Annotated in this window: 14 protein-coding genes and 1 pseudogene; 4 read left to right on the plus strand and 11 right to left on the minus strand. The window is 58.3% G+C overall.

All coding sequences use genetic code 11. The annotated features are described in order from the left end of the window. Positions 1-81: 81 nt before the first annotated feature. From hflC to BF12_RS0107460, 9 genes and pseudogenes are all read right to left on the minus strand, one after another. Entirely contained in the window at positions 82-963 is an 882-nt protein-coding gene (gene hflC, locus BF12_RS0107420) for a protease modulator HflC (RefSeq protein ID WP_024951731.1), read from the minus strand. Further along, positions 960-2,199: pseudogene (hflK, locus tag BF12_RS19160) on the minus strand (FtsH protease activity modulator HflK). Before hflK ends, hflC begins: the two are co-directional and overlap by 4 nt. A 277-nt stretch (positions 2,200-2,476) precedes the next feature. Continuing rightward, positions 2,477-3,847, minus strand: a complete 1,371-nt coding sequence (gene hflX / locus BF12_RS0107430) for a ribosome rescue GTPase HflX (RefSeq protein ID WP_024951732.1) — start codon at positions 3,845-3,847, stop codon at positions 2,477-2,479. Positions 3,848-3,862: 15 nt separating this feature from the next. Beyond that, positions 3,863-4,111, minus strand: a complete 249-nt coding sequence (gene hfq / locus BF12_RS0107435; protein ID WP_024951733.1) for an RNA chaperone Hfq — start codon at positions 4,109-4,111, stop codon at positions 3,863-3,865. Positions 4,112-4,226: 115 nt separating this feature from the next. After that, on the minus strand, positions 4,227-5,210 hold the full coding sequence (miaA, locus tag BF12_RS0107440; protein WP_024951734.1) for a tRNA (adenosine(37)-N6)-dimethylallyltransferase MiaA: 984 nt from the start codon (positions 5,208-5,210) through the stop codon (positions 4,227-4,229). A gap of 246 nt (positions 5,211-5,456) precedes the next feature. Further along, positions 5,457-7,715 carry a DNA mismatch repair endonuclease MutL gene (gene mutL / locus BF12_RS0107445; RefSeq protein WP_024951735.1) on the minus strand — a complete coding sequence of 753 codons (2,259 nt, stop codon included), beginning with the start codon at positions 7,713-7,715 and terminating at the stop codon, positions 5,457-5,459. A 144-nt stretch (positions 7,716-7,859) separates the two neighbouring features. Further along, a complete protein-coding gene (locus BF12_RS0107450; RefSeq protein ID WP_051510814.1) occupies positions 7,860-9,344 on the minus strand; it encodes an N-acetylmuramoyl-L-alanine amidase in 1,485 nt (494 codons plus the stop codon). Positions 9,345-9,447: 103 nt separating this feature from the next. After that, positions 9,448-9,933: a tRNA (adenosine(37)-N6)-threonylcarbamoyltransferase complex ATPase subunit type 1 TsaE gene (gene tsaE, locus BF12_RS0107455; RefSeq protein WP_024951737.1), complete on the minus strand. Its 486-nt coding sequence runs from the start codon at positions 9,931-9,933 to the stop codon at positions 9,448-9,450. Next, complete coding sequence (locus BF12_RS0107460) at positions 9,914-11,722, minus strand: NAD(P)H-hydrate dehydratase (protein WP_084488017.1); 1,809 nt, start codon at positions 11,720-11,722, stop codon at positions 9,914-9,916. The genes tsaE and BF12_RS0107460 overlap by 20 nt, the downstream gene beginning before the upstream one ends. A gap of 299 nt (positions 11,723-12,021) precedes the next feature. Here BF12_RS0107460 and queG point away from each other — a divergent pair, with 299 nt between their 5' ends. Beyond that, a complete protein-coding gene (queG, locus tag BF12_RS0107470; RefSeq protein ID WP_035159483.1) occupies positions 12,022-13,092 on the plus strand; it encodes a tRNA epoxyqueuosine(34) reductase QueG in 1,071 nt (356 codons plus the stop codon). A gap of 14 nt (positions 13,093-13,106) precedes the next feature. Here queG and orn read toward each other — a convergent pair whose 3' ends face one another. Next, positions 13,107-13,679, minus strand: coding sequence for an oligoribonuclease (gene orn / locus BF12_RS0107475; RefSeq protein ID WP_024951740.1), 573 nt, complete (start codon positions 13,677-13,679; stop codon positions 13,107-13,109). Between the two features lie 184 nt (positions 13,680-13,863). Between orn and rsgA the strand changes: the two genes are divergently transcribed. Beyond that, the gene (gene rsgA / locus BF12_RS0107480; protein ID WP_024951741.1) at positions 13,864-14,874 is read left to right on the plus strand and encodes a small ribosomal subunit biogenesis GTPase RsgA; all 1,011 of its coding nucleotides are present in this window, start codon (positions 13,864-13,866) and stop codon (positions 14,872-14,874) included. Positions 14,875-15,005: 131 nt separating this feature from the next. Here rsgA and BF12_RS0107485 read toward each other — a convergent pair whose 3' ends face one another. Continuing rightward, on the minus strand, positions 15,006-16,355 hold the full coding sequence (locus tag BF12_RS0107485; RefSeq protein WP_024951742.1) for an NCS2 family permease: 1,350 nt from the start codon (positions 16,353-16,355) through the stop codon (positions 15,006-15,008). 328 nt (positions 16,356-16,683) lie between these two features. On the opposite strand from BF12_RS0107485, the gene BF12_RS0107490 reads away from it, so the two are divergent. Next, positions 16,684-17,559 (plus strand): sulfurtransferase, encoded by an 876-nt coding sequence (locus BF12_RS0107490; protein ID WP_024951743.1) that lies wholly within the window; start codon positions 16,684-16,686, stop codon positions 17,557-17,559. A gap of 177 nt (positions 17,560-17,736) precedes the next feature. After that, a complete protein-coding gene (gene asd, locus BF12_RS0107495) occupies positions 17,737-18,612 on the plus strand; it encodes an archaetidylserine decarboxylase (RefSeq protein ID WP_024951744.1) in 876 nt (291 codons plus the stop codon). Positions 18,613-18,678: the final 66 nt, after the last annotated feature.

Genomic DNA, 18,678 nt, shown 5'->3' on the forward strand with positions numbered 1-18,678 from the left:
GCGGGATGAACCCCGCACGACACGCTGTGCGAGGTCCATCTTTCGCGTGCCTCCCAAAGGCAGGGAGGCAATGCTGACAACTTACTTGCGGCTGCCGAGCGGGTCCTTGAAGAAGCGGAAGAACTCGCTATCTGGTTGAATCACCATCATGTTGCCATCGCCCTTGAAGCTGTCGCGATAAGCCTGCAGCGAACGATAGAAACGGAAGAACTCCGTATCAGCACCATAGGCACCCGCGTAGATGGCCGCTGCCGAAGCATCGCCTTCACCGCGCAGTGTCTGGGCCTGCTCTTCTGCCTGAGCGATCAATACCGTGCGACGGCGATCGGCGTTGGCCTGAATCTTCTCGGCCTGCTCCTGCCCCTGGGCGCGGTACTCTCGTGCCTCACGCTGACGCTCGGTCTTCATGCGCTCATAGACTGCCTGGGAAACTTCATCCGGCAAATCGATACGCTTGACACGGATGTCGAGAATCGACACCCCGAGCTCCTTGCGCATGACTTCGTCGAGCTCTTCAGTCGGCTTCTTCATCAGCGCATCACGCTGCTCAGAGATGATCTGTATCAGCTCAAGCTTGCCGAACTCGTTACGCAGACTTTCATCGACGCGCGGTGCGATCAGACGCTCGGCCATCTGCTCATCGCCAGATGTCGATTCGTAGTAGCGCTTCGGATCGATGATCTTCCACTTGACGAAGGAGTCTACGATGACGGCTTTCTTCTCACGAGTCAGATAACGACTCGCTTGAGCATCCAACGTCAACACGCGCGTATCGAAAGTACGAATCGTGTTGTAGACCGGCAACTTGAAGTGCAGACCAGGCTGGATATTGTCTTCCACCACTTCACCAAACTTGAGCTTGATGGCACGCTGGGTCTCGTCAACGGTATAGAGGCTGTTACTAGCGAACCAGGCCACTACAGCCAAGCCAGCAACGGCCATCAGTGAGCGATTATTGATCATTGACGACCCTCCCGACTGGTGCGGTTACTACTGTCAGTGCTGTTGCTACGACTCAGCGCATCGCTCGCCTGACGTGACACGCGATCGAGCTCGCTGCGGCTCATGCCATTGCTGTCTTCAGCTTCAGCATTGGACTTGCCTGCCAGTTTGTCGAGCGGCAGGTACATGAGCGAATTACCATTCTCGACATCCACCAGCACCTTGCTGGTCTTGCCGAGGACTTCACTCATCGTCTCGAGATACATGCGTTCGCGAATGATCTCCGGTGCTTTCTTGTACTCGGTCAGCAGAGACGTGAAGCGATTGGCTTCACCCTGCGACTTGGCGACAACCGATTCCTTGTAACCTTCGGCTTCTTCGATGACGCGCTGCGCCTGACCCTGAGCTTCCGGGAGAATCGAGTTCTCGTAAGCCAGTGCCTGGTTGATCGTACGCTGACGATCCTCGCGCGCCTTGATGACATCATCGAAAGACTCCTGCACCGGCGCCGCGCGACGTGGATTCCACGTTGATGGTCTGGAGCGTCAGGCCGACACCATAATTATCCAGATAGGACTGCAGGCGTGATTTGACATTGCTGGCCAGCAGCTCACGTCCAGAAGTCAGGATGTCATTCATGTCGGCACTGCCAACTTCATGACGCAACGCGGAATCCATGGCGTTCTCGAGACTAATCTCGGGAGCACGCACATTGAGCATGAAATCACGCGGATTGGACACCTGATACTGCACTGACATCTGTACTTCGACGATATTCTCGTCCTGCGTCAGCATCGACTTGGTCTGAGAGAGCGAACGCACCTTGGTAACGTTGACTTCACGCACGTCATCAATGATCGGCGGATTCCAGTGCAGACCCGGACCTACGATGTCGTTGTATTTGCCGAAGCGCAATACAACCCCACGCTCTGACTGATCAATCAGGTAGAAGCCGGAGGCAGCCCAGATGGCCACCAGCACGACCGCAATCACGCCCGGCAGTGCATAAGCATTGGTATTGCCACCACCATTACTACCATTACCACCTGAACTACCGCCATTACGCTTGCGGCCATTGCCGAGCAGTCCGCTGAGCTTATCCTGAAACTTCTTCAGCGCCTCATCGAGGTCGGGCGGTCCGCCATTACCATTACCGCCGCCACCGCCATTGCTACCGCCGCCCTTTTTGTCCCCGCCGCGACCACCGCCGCTCCAAGGGTCATGCTGGTTGCCGCCACCCGGCTCATTCCAAGCCATACGTCGTCTCCACTCAGTCGATGTTCCGCTCGTCATTATGATGACGCCGCCCATGCCGGCTTTGCTGCCGGTTCTGTCCTGCGACACGGCGACGCGTCCCTTGCGGGAGAAGGCCATGGCCCTGCCTGACAGCCATCGTCTGCCAAGCGGCATCCAGCCATTCAACCGCTGGATGCCCATTGCTCTGACGCGCAGGCCACAACCTGCGCGAGGGCATCTACATTCTGGATATAGCGCAAGAATGTAGATGCCGTATTCTACTTCAGGTCTTTTCTGCTCAAGTCTTGTGCGTCACCGACACGCGATGTTTTTCAGCACGCTCGGCAGATAGCTCACGCTGCCAATCTTCAAGGTCATCGTGTTCGCCACCAAGGTAGTCTTCAGAAGACTCGCCTAGGTGCGACAACAACTGCAGAAAATCGCGCTTCTCAAGCCGAATGTCCAGCAGCGCATTGCCTTGCTCGTCATAGCTCTCGTCCTTGACGGCATCCAACTCATGCAAGCCAGCGCGCAGGCGAGACTTCTCTGGCCCCAGTGTCAGCCGGGTAGAGATAACGTTATCGGCTAGCAGCTCAGAGAAGGCTTGCATCAGCAGCTCCACCCCCTTGCCGTCACGCGCCGACAGCCACACGATCAGCGGACGTCCAAAGCCATCACGCTCGATACGTGGCGCCATGTCGAGTCGGTCGATCTTGTTCATGACCAGCAGGCGCGGCACATCACCAGCATCAATCTCACTGAGCACCTGATTGACTTGCTCAGTATTGCGGTCATTTTCTGGATCGGCTGCATCAATGATATGCACCAACAGATCCGCTTCAGCAGCTTCCTGCAGGGTCGCCTGAAACGCCTCGACCAGCTTGTGCGGCAGATGGCGAATGAAGCCCACCGTATCGGCCAGTACTGCCTGACCAACATCTTCAAGCTCCAAACGACGCAGCGTCGGATCCAGCGTCGCGAACAGCTGATCAGCGGCGTAGACATCAGAGGTCGTCAACGCATTGAACAGCGTCGACTTGCCCGCATTGGTATAGCCGACCAGCGAGAGGCTGGGAATCTCGGCACGCGAACGTGCACGTCGATTCTGATCGCGCTGCTTGTGTACTTTCTCAAGGCGCTTGTGGATCGACTTGATACGCACACGTAGCAAACGACGGTCAGTCTCGAGCTGGGTTTCCCCCGGGCCACGTAGACCAATGCCGCCTTTCTGGCGCTCGAGGTGAGTCCACCCCCGCACGAGGCGGGTAGACATGTATTCGAGCTGTGCGAGCTCCACTTGCAACTTGCCCTCGTGGGTCCGCGCTCGCTGAGCAAAGATATCGAGGATCAGACCAGTACGGTCGATCACGCGACACTCAAGCGTGGCTTCGAGGTTACGTTGCTGAGAAGGACTCAGTGAATGATTGAAAATGACAAGTTCGGCTTCGTGCTCGGCCAGGGCCTCACGCACTTCCTCAACCTTGCCTTCTCCGATGAACGTACGTGAATCAGGACGTGGCCGACTACCCTCAAGGAGGATTGCCGGCACAGCGCCTGCTGAACGTACGAGTTCGAGGAGCTCTCCGGCGTCCTCGCGTTCTTTTTCGTCCCGGAAATTAACGTGTACCAGGACGGCCGTTTCACCGGCTTCGGGTCGTTCGAAGAACAATCAGCGCCTCTAACTTCAGATTTCTGTGGACGGCACGCTCGGATCCTGGGCCGGCAAGCGCACATTGCGCGAGGGGACCACGGTCGAGATAGCGTGCTTGTAGACCATCTGGGAAACGGTATTGCGCAGCAGGATGACGAACTGATCGAAAGACTCGATCTGACCCTGCAATTTGATACCGTTGACCAGGAAGATCGAGACCGGAATACGTTCCTTGCGCAGGATGTTCAGGTACGGGTCCTGGAGTGATTGACCTTTGGACATGTGACTCTCCGTAAAAAATATCTCGTTCGAGGTAAGTATGGTTATGTTCGCCAGCACTCCGGGTTGCCCTCTTGAGGGGGCTTCACGGGCGCTGGTCGTGACCGCTCATGTTACGCTAAGTGCTGGTCTGGCGCACGATTTTCAAGGTTTCACTGTAAGGATTTACACCCATCGAATCTATCTGATGAATGCCCTTCCAGCTACGCAGCCAGGTCAGCTGACGCTTGGCAAGCTGACGCGTCGCAATAATGCCACGCTCGCGCATCTCATCACGCGAAAGACGACCCTCAAGATAATCCCACACCTGACGATACCCCACACAGCGAATCGACGGCAGTCCGGCATGCAACTCCGGACGCGCCTTCAGCGCTTCGACCTCGGCAATGAATCCCTGTTCCAACATCTGATCAAAACGCGTCTCGATACGTTCATGTAACACGGCTCTATCGTGGGGCGCCAGTGCGATCGGTATCGGCCGGAACGGAAGCGCTACTTTCGGCTGCTCCGCCAGCAGCTCGCTCATGGAACGACCACTGATCAAACACACCTCCAGTGCACGCGTTAGACGTTGTGGATCACTGGGACGAATTCGCTGCGCAGATGCCGGATCAAGTCGCGACAATTCACTGTGCAGCACCTCAAGACCCTCTGCCTGAATACGCGACTCGAGCACTGCCCGTAGTGCAGGATCCGCCGCGGGCAAGTCCGCCACGCCTTCCAGCAAGCGCTTGAAGTACATCATCGTGCCACCGACTAGCAGCGGCAGCTTGCCCCGCGACTGAATCTCGGCAATGTGTGCCAGCGCATCGTGACGGAACTCGGCCGCGGAATAGCTTTCCAGTGGATCAAGGAAATCGATCAACCGATGCGGAGCCCGTGCTAGCTCTGCTGCAGTCGGCTTGGCCGTACCGATGTCCATGCCACGATAGATCAGCGCTGAATCGACACTGACCAACTCCGCGCCCTGCTCCTCATGCCAGCGAATCGCAAGGTCGGTCTTGCCAGAGGCAGTCGGTCCCATCAGCAGAATAACTGGCGGCTTGTCAGCCTCAGAAAGCGTGCTACGGAATGAAGTATCAGAGAGCTGAATCTGAGTCATGGCCTATTGTCGGAGCTAAGAGGTGAATCGGGGGTGAACCAAAACGCAACAATGAGTCATTGCGCCTGTGCTCCGGAATTTTTCAAGAATCTAATGAGCTGAATCATGGCCTGCCTTGCTCCACTTTCACGGCGACATGTCGCGCAAGAGCCTCATGAACAACACTCAACATTGCCACTATCATTGCAACAACGCGCGGCAAGCTTGATAGCCTACCACGCGTTGCGGGACATACTGAGAATGTGGCTACTGGCCGCGCAGGAACAGCTTATCCAGCTCATTCATGGAGAGTTCAGTCCAGGTCGGGCGGCCATGATTGCACTGCCCCGAGCGCTCAGTGCGCTCCATATCACGCAGCAACGCATTCATCTCGGGCAGCGTCAGACGGCGATTGGCCCGTACGCTGCCGCGACACGCCATGTCGGCCAGCAACTCATTCATGTGCGCCTCCATGCGGTCGCTACGCCCATAACGCTCGAGATCCTCCAGCATGCCGCGTACCAGTGGTTCTACATCGGCGTTGCCCAACACCACTGGCACCTGACGCACCAATAGCGTTTCGGGACCGGCAGCGTCCAGCTCAACGCCAAGTCGCGTAAAGGCCTCTGGCTCGCGCTCGAAGGTGCCCATCTCACGCGAACTGACTGCCAACGATACCGGCACCAGTAGCGGCTGTGCCTCCAGGTGGCCACCGCCATGCACATGCTGCTTCATGCGCTCGTAGGTGATGCGCTCGTGGGCGGCATGCATGTCGACCATCACTAGCCCGCGCGAGGTCTGAGACAGAATATAGACACCGTGTAGCTGAGCCACTGCGTAACCCAATGGCGGCGTATCATCATCGACGGTCTGCGCTGGCAAGCCACGCATGATCACGTTTGAAGCTGAAGAACTCTCTGCTGTCGTGCTGATAGCAGCATCAGTACTGGCTGCAGGCTCATCGGTCACCTGCCATGCAGCAGCGGCTTCAGCAACGCCGCTCGCTGCCTCACCCAACGTCACACGCGGGACACGCCTCGCCTCACGCTCGGCACTGGCGATTGCCGCCGGATCCTGATGAATGCCCTGAGCAGCGTCAGACGTGGCCGTACCGCCGCCCGGCGTCAATAGATGATCTTCGCTGGGATGCAGAGCACGGTAACCCGCCATGAACTGACGCACGCGCTCGGCGCTCAGCCTCTCACTGGAACGGCCATCACCGGCAGGTGGCAACTGGGAGGAAGGCTGCCAGCGAGCGACTGACGCCGCCTCTCCTGCATGAGCTGCTTCGTCATGCCCAGCCCCTCCGTTCGTCGAAGGGCTGCCTTGTGCTCCACTGCCTTGCTGCTGAGCATCCTGCTCCTGCCTATCCTGCTCCTGCCGCCCAAGCCGCATACCCTGTTGCTGCCAGCCGGGATCTTCGGCCTTTTCCTGCGCCTGCCCGGCCATTTCAGTCGGCGCAGCACTGCTGTCGCCGGGGCGCACCTGTGCCAGAGCCTTGTGCAGGCTGGAAAACAGGAAATCATGCACCAAACGGCCATCACGGAAGCGCACCTCGTGCTTGGTCGGGTGCACATTGACATCGACTACTGTCGGATCAAGCTCCAGATAGAGCACAAACACTGGATGACGACCATGAAACAGCACATCGCGATATGCCTGACGTACCGCGTGAGCAACCAGGCGGTCACGCACGACACGGCCATTGACGAAGAAGTACTGCTGATCTGCCTGTGCACGTGAGTGCGTCGGCAAGCCCACCCAGCCCGAAAGCCTGAGCCCGGACGCCTCGATATCCAGATGTAGCGCATGCTCAAGAAAATTACGCCCCAGCAGTGCGCCAATACGACGCTCAATCGTCAGCGTGTCATCGCCGGGGCGCAGCTGATGCACCACCTTCTGATTGTGGCGCAGCGTCCAGCCAATATCGTGACGTGACAGTGCTAGCCGCCGGAAGCTTTCCTCAACATGCCCGAACTCAGTCTTCTCTGTGCGCATGAACTTGCGCCGTGCTGGCGTATTGAAAAACAGATCACGCACCGCGACGCTGGTGCCTCGCGGATGCGGTGCCGGGGAGACACGTGGTGCCATCTCGCGACCTTCAGCGACGACACGCCAGCCATTGGCTGGCTCATCAGAAACATTCGAGAACAGCTCAAGACGTGACACCGAGCTGATAGAGGCCAGCGCCTCACCGCGAAAGCCAAGACTGGCAACACCTTCCAGGTCATCCAGACTTTCGATCTTGCTGGTGGCATGTCGCGAAAGCGCTAGCGGCAAATCTTCCTCTGTGATGCCACAACCGTTGTCGCGCACGCGAATCAACCGCGCGCCGCCGCCTTCCAATTCCAGCTCAATGCGCGTGCTGCCCGCATCAATGGCGTTCTCGACCAATTCCTTGACCACAGAAGCCGGACGTTCCACCACCTCACCAGCCGCAATCTGGTTAGCCAGTCGCGGATTGAGGATACGAATGCGGCGATCGCTAGTGCTGGCAGTATCCGGCGCAGACAGATCGTCAGCCATGGATGAACTCCTGAATCAAAAGCGAGTAAACACTCTGTTTGGCATCAAACAGAGTAATCCGCCAAGCGTTCTTGCCAGCGAATATTCATTCACGAGAATGAGGGCCTGGCGGACGAATAAATATCAACACTGACCAATCGCGGACTAGCCACGCGGGATCTTGAGGACCTGACCCACACGCAGGGTATTCCCGCTCATGTCGTTGGCACGCTTGAGTGCACTGACACTCACGCTATGGCGTTGCGCGACCTCTGACAGGGTATCGCCGCTCTTGATGCGATACTCCCCTCCTTTGCCACCACGCGCTTGGTCGCGCCTCCAGGCTAGCAGGCTGGACGGCGGTGGATTACGTTCAAAGTGGTTCTCAAGGCCCGTGAAAATGGAGCGTGCCAGCTTCTCCTGATACGCCGCACTGTTGAGACTGCGCTCTTCCTTGGGATTGGAGATGAAACCTGTCTCGACCAGCAATGACGGGATGTCTGGCGACTTCAGCACCACGAAGCCGGCCTGCTCGACGCGCCGCTTGTGCAGAGTATTCATGCGCCCGAGATTGGCCAACACGCCACTACCGGCCGCCAGCGAGTCATTGAGCGTTGCGGTCATGGTCAAATCGAGCAGCACGCCGCGCAGCATCTCGTCTTTATCATTCAAACTGAGATTGCCATCCACGCCACCGATAAGATCAGCACGGTTTTCAGTCGCTGCCAACCAGCGGGCGGTTTCCGAGGTGGCGCCACGGCTGGACAGTGCAAACACCGAGCTGCCATGCGGACGCGGACTATTGAAGGCATCAGCATGAATCGAGACGAAGAAGTCAGCTTTCTGCTCACGCGCAATCTCGGTGCGCTTGCGCAACGGAATATAGTAATCGCTGTTACGCGTCAGGATGGCCTTGAATCCTGGCTGAGCATCAAACATGCGCTTGAGGCGCTTGCCGATCTTGAGCACCACATCCTTTTCCTTGGTGCCACCGGGGCCGCTGGCACCAGGATCTTCCCCGCCGTGACCAGGGTCAATGGCGATGATGATATCGCGCTTGGGATGCGTAGAGGCCTTGATATTCGGCGCCGCAGCAACCGGCTCACCTTTCAACTTACGCTTGGCCGCCAGCTGCTCCTGCTCGCGAATACGCGCCTCGATCGGATCGATGGGGTTTTCCACCGCCGATTCTCCGGGGAATTCAAGATCAACGACCAGACGATTGCCGTACTTGGCATTGGGTGCCAGCGTAAAGTCCTTGGGATTGACCTTGCGGGTCAGGTCGAGCACTACACGCAAATCATTACCCTGGTGACCAGTGCGGATCGATTTCACGGCGCTGCCCTCGAGATTCAACTTCTCGAACTTGCGACTTACCGCAGCATTCGCTACATCGCTACCCGCAAGGTCAATCACCAGGCGCTCAGGATTATCGAGACTGAAGATCTTGGCCGTGGCGGCACTGTCGAGATCAAACACCAAACGAGTGTGATCCGGCGCCGTCCACAGACGCAGATTTTCTACTTTGGCAGCTAGCGCCTGTGGCGCAAAGACAAAGCTTACCAGCGAGCAGGCAATCCCTCCCGCCAGCCAGCGACGAAGGCGGCGCGTCACGCGCGTACGAGGGGAGTCAGACACAATTTCAGGCATCAGTAAGGATGACCCAGACAGAAGGAACATGGATGAAGATAACGAATAACAATGTCAGGCACCTGAGCGTGTTGGCGAGATACAGATTCACCCCTGCGCGTCATCATGCCTGAGGCGCCAAGTACTCGGCCAGTGTCACGAGCCAGCGCTCGCCGCGCGGCGTATGCGCAGTAAGCTCAGCCTCACGACCCTCATCAAGCACCGAGAGCATAACCCGCAGATCGGGGGCCGGTAAAAATCCTCTACCGCAGCTTGGCCACTCGATCAACGCAAGGCTGTCATCGGCGAGCAGATCGCGCCCACCGATGAACTCAAGCTCTTCCGGATCAGCGAGCCGATAGAGGTCAAAGTGATTGACGTGCCATTCCCCGCCATCCGTACGCGGTAACACGTAGGGTTCGACAAGCGTATAGGTCGGACTCTTGACGGCGCCTTGGTGGCCATAAGCACGCAGCACACCGCGCGTCAGCGTCGTCTTGCCAGCCCCTAGCTCGCCTTCCATAAATACCAGCCCGTGGCCGGCAAACACGTCGCCCAGCTGGCTGCCGAAGGCAACCTGGGCATTTTCATCAGACAGGAATATGCGCATCTCGGGCCCGTGAATTGAGCAGTAAATGCATATAGGATGCCAGATCACCCGCGAGCAGGCCACGTTCACCACGTTCCTGCACGGCTCTATCTGCCGCCAGCGCATGGACTAGCACGCCAAGTCTGGCCGCCTGAGCCATGCTGAGTGTCACGCGCTGCGCCTGTGCCGCAGCGTCCAGTGGTGCACGCGACTGACGAGCATCGAAGCCGCCCATCAGCGACTGAGCCGCAAGCCCGGCAATGATACCGCCCAGCACATCGCCCATACCTCCGCTAGCCATACCAGGATTACCATACGGACATAGCGCCACATTCGGCCCGTCAAGCACTCCAGCAGGGCTTGCGATCAAACTGCCAGCACCTTTGAGCACTACGCTGCCGCCATACTTCTTTTGTATGCCACGCACCGCTGCCAGACGGTCTCGCTCGATGTCTTCAACAGAGCAGTCCAATAGGCGAGCCGCCTCGCCAGGATGCGGCGTCAGTACCCAGTCATCACGATGTACGACCTCGCCCTGTTTTGCCCGCAACGCCAATAGACTCAGAGCATCAGCATCCACCACTAGCGGCTGCCCTGCATCCAGCACCCGCTGTAGCCCGCCAAGACCCCACAGCATGGTTTCAAGCGCATCAGTGCCCAATCCGGGACCGACAAGCGCCACGCTAGCAATCGCCAGCTGTGCTTCCAATACGGCGAAGCCATCATGATTGCTGCCTTCAGGGCCACTCTTGAGACCACGCACCATGACCTCGGGGCAGCGCGTCAGACTGGCACTGACATGCTCCGGCGCAGTAAGCAGTGCGACCTTACCAGCCCCGGCACGCGCTGCGGCTTCGCTGGCTAGCAAGACGGAGCCACCAAGCCCTGGCCCACCCCCGACAACCAGCACACTGCCAGCATCTCCCTTGTGAGCCAGTGGCGAGCGCGGCACCAGCTCGCCCTCAAGCCAGCGCGGTGTCAGCCGCTTCACAGCTTCAGCAGCCAGCAAGGCTGCTGTTCTTGCCTGAACGACCACCTCCGGCAGTACGCGCGCCGCACCTAGACGCGCCAAACTGACCTGCCCTGCATGCAGCTCGGCTCGGCCGGTATGCAGACCCGGCTTGTCAACCAGGAAGGTGAGAGTGACATCTGCCTCGACCGCAACGCCCTCGACGGCACCCGTCGCTGCATTCAGTCCCGAGGGAACATCCAGCGCCATCACGTGCGCCCCACCCGCGCGATACTGATTGATCAGATCAATCGCTTGCGCAAGCGCTCCCTGCGGCGCTTTTGTCAGACCAATGCCTGTCAGCGCATCGATCAACAGTGGCCACCCCTTGAGTAACTCCTCTGCCGCTGAGGCATCATCCATCGGCCACGCCTTGATCGTCACGCCCGCCTCGCGCGCCGCACCGGCTGCCAGCTGTGCATCGCCAGTCAACACTGCCTCTGGCTTCAAGGCGACAACCTGCACGTCAAAGCCGGACAACAACGCCAGGCGAGCCAGTAAATAGCCATCACCGCCATTGTTACCCCCACCGCACATCACACACAGCTTGCGTGCCTCGGGCCAACGCTGACGCAGAAGATCAAACGCCGACTGAGCCGCACGACCCATCAGACGCCTCTCTACCGGTGCCTCAGGTAAACCGCTAGCCGCAGCCACTGTTTCTTCGGCCAGCATCCAGTGTTCAAGATCACGCAGCGCTGCTATCGGCCACAGACAGTTGACCGATCGCCAGATGCTGACAGTGGCGGGCGATGCATTTGCTACCGAGGTTGATGATGAAGTGGATTGACTCGCCGCCATGCATGAACTCCTTGTCTGATAATCTTGCAACGCGCGCTGTCATCAACGTGCGTTGTCTAGCACGTACAGCGCTCCGACACATCAGCCTGCCCCCTGCATCTCGACCATACTTGGGCAAACGGGCAAGTTACGCTAAGGTGGCGCCGTCTTTCGCCCCATGCCGCCCTGTCTTCTGAATTCCCTGTCTCGCTGGAACATCCATGTCTGCTTCATATCCTTACGCCACTGACCTGACTTCACATGCTGATGCGCAAGACGTTTCATCAGCGGAAGCGAAAGCACATCAGGAAGCGCAGTCCATGGCCGAGCTGGCAGCACGCATCAAGACCTGGGGACGAGAGCTGGGCTTTCAGCAGGTTGGTATTACAGATGTTGACCTCTCTGCACATGAAGCGTATCTCGAGCGCTGGCTAGCCAACGGCTATCACGGCGAGATGAATTTCATGGCCAAGCATGGCACCAAGCGGACGCGCCCCGAGGAGCTGGTACCCGGCACATTGCGCGTCATTAGCGTACGCCTTGACTATCTGCCACCGGAAGTTGAAACCACCCAGGTGTTGAGCCAGCCATCACGGGCCTATGTCTCACGCTACGCACTTGGCCGCGATTACCACAAGCTGATGCGAAAACGGCTGGCCAATCTGGCGAAACAGATAGAAGGCGAGGTAGGCAAGTTCGGTTACCGCGCCTTTGTCGACTCAGCACCAGTGATGGAGCGCGCGCTTGCCCAGAAAGCCGGCATCGGCTGGTTCGGCAAGAATGCCATGCTGATGAATCAAAAGGCTGGCTCTCTATTCTTCCTTGGAGAACTCTACACCGACCTGCCACTGCCAGTGGACAAGCCCTTCGAGAAGGAACATTGCGGCAGCTGCAATGCCTGTCAGGTCGCCTGCCCTACCGATGCGATTGTCGCAGACCGTGTCGTCGATGCACGGCGCTGCATCTCGTATCTTACCATCGAGCTCTCCGGTGCCATTCCCGAAGAGTTTCGCCGCCAGATGGGCAACCGCATCTACGGCTGTGACGACTGTCAGCTGTTCTGCCCCTTCACACGCTTCACAAAAGTCAGTCAGGAAGCCGACTTCTCCCCGCGCCATGATCTGGACCGTGCCGAGTTGCTCGATCTGTTCTGCTGGGGCGAGAGTGAATTCCTCAGCAAGACAGAGGGCAGCCCCATCCGGCGCATCGGCTATGAGAAGTGGCTGTCCAACATCGCCATTGCGCTTGGTAACGCGCCTTGGTCAGAGCGTGTCGAGCACGCCCTGCGTGCTCGCCTGCCCTACCCTAGCGAAGCGCTACGCGAACACGTGCGCTGGTCTCTCAAGGAACAGGCGATCAAGCGCGGTGCTCGACTGGCCACCGCGCTTTAAACGACAAACCAGGTTTATACAATGCCCTTCTGGGTCAGCTTGAGGAAGGTCTTGCGATAGTGCGAAAGCTCCGCCAGTGACTCGCGAATATCGTCCATCGCCTGGTGAGTCGCACGCTTCTTGAAACCATCCAATGCTGCCGGATTCCAGCGACGTGCCAGCTCCTTGAGCGTCGAAACATCGATATTGCGGTAATGGAAGAAGACTTCGAGTTCTGGCATCTCGTGCTGCAGGAAGCGGCGGTCCTGATGCACGCTATTGCCACACATCGGCGAGGCACCTGCGGCCACGTGACCGGCGAGAAACTCGATCGTCTGACGCTCGGCTTCCGCAGTATCCACTGTACTTTTCTTGACGCGTTTCACTAGCCCGGACTCACCGTGCGTGCGCGTATTCCACTCGTCCATCGCGTCCAGCAGGCTATCTGGCTGATGAACCGCCAGCACTGGGCCCTCGGCAATCAGGTTGAGGTCGCCATCGGTGACCAGCGTAGCCACTTCAATAATCCGCTCACGTGACGGGTCAAGCCCGGTCATTTCAAGATCGATCCAGATCAGACGATCAGCCTGCGCGTTTAGGTTAGCCATGAGTCAACTCCTTGCTGAGCAGGTAAGGGACAGCACTCACTATCGCTGATAGACAAGCGATATGCAGCGCTATCCAAGGGCATCAGACGACACCCGAGGGCGCAAAGGGTACAATCGCACCGCAAACGGGGGAAGTCCCTCCCGTCCCTGGCGAACGAACGGCGACCGGAGTCACCAGCCAAGCATGAGCAAACGCAAGCTAAGCCGCCAGCAACAATGGCGGATCGAGAAGGTTCAGGCCGAACGCACTCAGCGTGCAGAGAAACGCGAATCTCAGGATCGCGACAAGCTCGACGCCGGCGAATACGGCCCAGAACAGCATGGGCGCGTCATCGCCCACTACGGGCGCAGCCTGGAAGTGGAAAGCGAATCTGGCAGCCTGCATCGCTGCCATCTGCGCGCCAATCTCGAAACCCTGGTGACCGGTGATCGTGTCATCTGGCGCGAAGCCAGCGATGCCAGCGGCGTTGTCGTCGCGCGCGGCGCTCGCACCACTGAGCTTGAACGCCCTGATATGCGCGGTGTTCTCAAGCCAGTGGCAGCCAATATCGACCAGATTCTGATCGTCTTTGCCGCCGAGCCTGCGCCACAGCCTAACCTGATTGATCGCTATCTGATCGCTGCCGAAGCGACCGGTATCACACCGGTGCTGGTGCTCAACAAGGTCGACCTGCTGCCTGAAAGCGGAGGTGAGCTGCGTGACCTGCTGGCGCGCTACGAGGCGCTCGGCTACGAGGTAGTCGCCTGTACCACACTCGGTGAAGCAGGCCTCGATGCCCTTAAAGCCCAGCTGAGTGATCGCACCTCTGCCTTCGTCGGCCAGAGTGGCGTTGGCAAGTCATCGCTGATCAGCATACTGCTGCCGAAAGAAGAGGTGCGCGTCGGCCCGCTTTCGACCGAATCGCGTCAAGGCATGCACACCACCACCACCGCCTGGCTCTATCACATGCCTGGCGGCGGCGACCTGATCGATTCCCCGGGCATCCGTGAGTTTGGTCTGGTTCACCTGACACCGGAGCAGGTGACCGATGGCTTCCGTGAATTCCACGAGTATCTTGGCATGTGCCGCTTCCGTGACTGCAAACACGAGAAAGAGCCAGGCTGTGCCCTGCTCAAGGCAGTCGAGGATGGCGAAATCGGGCGTGTGCGCTTTGATAGCTACAAGAAAATTCTCGTCTCGCTGACCGAGAGCTGATCAAACACTAGTCGACACACCAGTAGCGCCTCCGCAACATCAATGAAAAAAGCCCCGCCAGTCGCGATGACTGGCGGGGCTTTTTTACCTCGGGCTGCCGACTTTTTCAGCGCGGCCGGAAGACGTCTCGATCAGCCTTCAAGAAGCAGCAGCAAGGACAACGCAAACAGCACCCACATGGTGGGACGGATCTCGCGTGCCTTGCCGATGCCGAGCTTGATCACCACGAAGCTCAAGAAGCCAAACACGATGCCATGAGTAATGGAGTACGTCAGCGGAATCATCACCATCGCGATGAATGCCGGAATGGCATCATCAAACTGATGCCAGTGAATCTTGCGGATCGGTTCCATCATGAATACCCCGACCAGAATCAGCGCGGGAGCGGTCGCAATCGCCGGCACCAGTGATAACAGCGGCGCCAGGAACAGGAACGGCAGGAAGCACAGCGCGACGACAACGGCGACCAATCCCGTGCGTCCACCCTGGCTGATACCAGCAGCAGATTCTATGTAGGCATTCGCAGGACTGGTCCCCAGCGGTGCAGACACGAGCGCAGAGAAGGCGTCGACCATCATTGAACGACGAATATTGCGCGGATCACCCTTCTCGTCCTTGAGATTACCGGCTTCGGCGACAGCCATGAAGGTCGATAGTGCATCGAAGAACACCGTGAACAGAATCACGAAGATGAACGGCACATAGGCAATCTTGAGCGAGCCCATCAGGTCCAATGCCAGCAAGCCACTGAAGTCCGGGGCGGCAAAGATGCCTGTAAAGTTGACCAGCGTCGGTTGGGCGATCTCCGGCGGGAAGTAAACCGTGCCGTCCCCCCACAGACGTCCGATCGTACTGGCCATCAGAGTGGTAACAATGATGCCGATGATCAACGCACCGTGCACACGGCGAGCAACCAGAATGGCCGTCAACGCCAGACCCAGCATGAAGATCACCAGTGCCGGAGTCATCGGTGCCACGCTTACCACCGTAACCGGATTGGAAACGATCAGCTTGGCATTCACCAACCCGATGACAGTGATGAACAGGCCAATGCCGCAGGCAATCGCATAGCGCAACTGAGCAGGAATCGCATCAATCACCAGGCGACGCACATTGAACATCGCCAGCACGGCGAAGATGACGCCAGCCCAGAATACGCAGCCCAATGCGACCTGCCAGCTCATGCCGCCTCCCAGCACCATGGTGTAGGCAAACAAGGCGTTGATGCCCATGCCCGGTGCAACGAGAATCGGGTTGCGGGCATATAGGCCCATCATCAAGCTACCAAAGAAGCTGACCAGCACTGTAGCGGTCAGCGCGGCGCTGAAGGGCACGCCAGCGGCGGAGAGAATGCCCGGATTGACCACGATGATGTACATCGAGGCCAGGAAGGTGGCAATACCAGCCAACACTTCCGTGCGCGTCGTAGTGCCTTCAGTACGAAGTGAGAAGCAGCGCTCGAGCAAGGTGATGACTCCCATGGATGGTGTAGCATTTGATTGAGCGGGTCAGCGGTAGTCACAGACGAGCCTGCGCGACAGACAGCACGTGCGCATCACTCACAAGTGATCGCCCTTCATGTGACCGCCAACATTATAAACGGAAATACCGCGCTATCGAGTCAGTCAGGCATGCGATACCCGCCAATTATCGGCATGATGTCATGATCGACGCATGAAATCTGATGCATAAAATCTGCCTTACACGTAAACACTCATACCGTGTCATGTCGCACTTGACGTTACTGCCAGCCAGCGTGCCATCATGAGTGATACAGCATCTCCTACTCGTCAAAGCAAGGATCACGCCATGTCTCATGACACTTTGCATACTGCGGGGACACCCGACAGCTCCGAGGCTAATCTGCTGCCCTTGATTGTCGAGCCAGAACACCTCATCTCGCTGCTGGAACATCCCGATCTCGTCCTGGTCGATGTCCCGCTGAAGGCCGAGAGCCACGCGCAGCACATTCCCGGGGCACGCTTGCTGGATTTCAAACAGCTGGTCGGCAGCAATGATGACGAGATTCCCGGCATTCCGAGTCCAGAGACACTCTCAGCGGTGATCTCTGCACTCGGCATCACGCGTGACAGCCATGTTGTTGCTTATGATGACGAAGGCGGCGGCTGGGCTGGCCGTTTGCTATGGACGCTGGCACTACTGGGTCATACCCGCTTCAGCTATCTCAACGGCGGCTTGCATGCTTGGCAAGGCGATGGCCTGCCACTAGTCGACACTGTTACACAGTGGCAACCCAGTGAATACCGCGCGGCGTACGTCGATACCAGTGTGATGGCGACCCGCGAAGATATCCTGGATCGTCTGGCCGCCGACGCCCCTGAAGACAAGGTCGTGGTGTGGGATGCACGTTCCGTCGAGGAATATCGTGGCGAGAAGGGACAAAATGCACGTTTGGGGCACATTCCCGGGGCGGTGCACTTTGAATGGACAGAGGCCATGGATCGCGAGCGCAATCTGCGTATCCGCGACTACGCCGAGCTAATCACCGAGCTAGGTGCGCGTGGTATCAATCCTGATCAGCACATCGTCACCCACTGCCAGAGCCATCATCGCTCGGGCCTTACCTGGCTAGTCGGTCGCGCACTGGGCTTCAGTGATATCCGAGCGTATCCGGGTTCGTGGAAAGAATGGGGCAATCGGGACGATACGCCCATCGAGCGCTGAGCCAGCTAGCAACGCCCTCCTCCATCATCCAGCCAACCAACCGCTGCAGTGATCCACACGCTTGAGCCGCTATTAGCGATGGGCTAAGGTGCTGCCAAACTACTGACCATCGCTCATCGTTGGTCAGCACCCGCCTCAAAGAAGGGCGGGCTCCTCTTTCTTGCAAGGATCAACATTGTGGATCGCGCCAAGCTGTTTTCCCTGAGCCAGTACACGCTCCCCCAGCATCTGATTTCGCGTGTTATCGGCCGTGTTGCCGCCTGCGATAATTCGTGGGTCAAGAACACCTTCATCGAGCGTTTCATCAAGGCCTATGACGTCAACATGGGGGAAGCGCTAGAAGAAGATCCGCGCGCCTACGCCTGCTTCAATGACTTCTTCACGCGTGCGCTCAAGCCGGAGGCACGTCCCATAGGCCAAGGGCTCGTGTCACCCGCGGATGGCGTACTGTCACAGTTTGGTGCCATCGAACATGGCACGCTGGTGCAGGCCAAGGGCCAAGCCTTCTCGCTGACTCAGTTGCTCGGCGGTAGCGAGGAGCGTGCCGCCCCCTTCCGCAACGGCCGCTTCGCCACCGTGTACCTGTCCCCCAAGGACTACCACCGCGTACACATGCCCTTGGCGGGGCGCCTGATAGAAATGGCCTACGTACCGGGCCGTCTGTTCTCGGTCAATGAGGCCACCGCTCAGCATGTGCCAGGACTGTTTGCACGCAATGAGCGCCTGGTGTGCATCTTTGAGACCGAACACGGGCCAATGGCCATGGTGCTGGTCGGCGCCATGATTGTCGCTGCGATCAAGACAGTCTGGAGCGGACAAGTAACGCCGTTGTCAGGCTCTGTCGAAACGACGCACTTCAACCAACTGATCGAGCTGGCGCGCGGCGCAGAGATGGGCCGCTTCCAGCTGGGTTCGACGGTAGTCATGTGCTTCCCCGAGAATGTCGAGTTTGATGATGCCTTGACGCTTGGTCAGTCTGTCAGCATGGGGCAGTCTCTGGGCATGTGCGCTACCAAGTCCGGCATGGCACAAACGCCGGAGCCCACAGCATAAAAAGCGTCCAATACGCCGGCCTATCGACAGACAGAGGGATGACTCGATAAGCGTCGTGATAAAAAA

The organism is Cobetia crustatorum (genome assembly GCF_000591415.1).
Taxonomy (GTDB): Bacteria; Pseudomonadota; Gammaproteobacteria; order Pseudomonadales; family Halomonadaceae; genus Cobetia; species Cobetia crustatorum.

Bases quoted from the DNA above. Each gene is read 5' to 3' on its own strand.
- mutL (WP_024951735.1), bottom strand. From the start codon at position 7,715: ATGGCTGACGATCTGTCTGCGCCGGATACTGCCAGCACTAGCGATCGC.
- rsgA (WP_024951741.1), top strand. From the start codon at position 13,864: ATGAGCAAACGCAAGCTAAGCCGCCAGCAACAATGGCGGATCGAGAAG.
- BF12_RS0107450 (WP_051510814.1), bottom strand. From the start codon at position 9,344: ATGCCTGAAATTGTGTCTGACTCCCCTCGTACGCGCGTGACGCGCCGC.
- tsaE (WP_024951737.1), bottom strand. From the start codon at position 9,933: ATGCGCATATTCCTGTCTGATGAAAATGCCCAGGTTGCCTTCGGCAGC.
- miaA (WP_024951734.1), bottom strand. From the start codon at position 5,210: ATGACTCAGATTCAGCTCTCTGATACTTCATTCCGTAGCACGCTTTCT.
- BF12_RS0107490 (WP_024951743.1), top strand. From the start codon at position 16,684: ATGTCTCATGACACTTTGCATACTGCGGGGACACCCGACAGCTCCGAG.
- queG (WP_035159483.1), top strand. From the start codon at position 12,022: ATGGCCGAGCTGGCAGCACGCATCAAGACCTGGGGACGAGAGCTGGGC.
- hfq (WP_024951733.1), bottom strand. From the start codon at position 4,111: ATGTCCAAAGGTCAATCACTCCAGGACCCGTACCTGAACATCCTGCGC.
- hflC (WP_024951731.1), bottom strand. From the start codon at position 963: ATGATCAATAATCGCTCACTGATGGCCGTTGCTGGCTTGGCTGTAGTG.
- BF12_RS0107460 (WP_084488017.1), bottom strand. From the start codon at position 11,722: ATGGCGGCGAGTCAATCCACTTCATCATCAACCTCGGTAGCAAATGCA.
- BF12_RS0107485 (WP_024951742.1), bottom strand. From the start codon at position 16,355: ATGGGAGTCATCACCTTGCTCGAGCGCTGCTTCTCACTTCGTACTGAA.
- orn (WP_024951740.1), bottom strand. From the start codon at position 13,679: ATGGCTAACCTAAACGCGCAGGCTGATCGTCTGATCTGGATCGATCTT.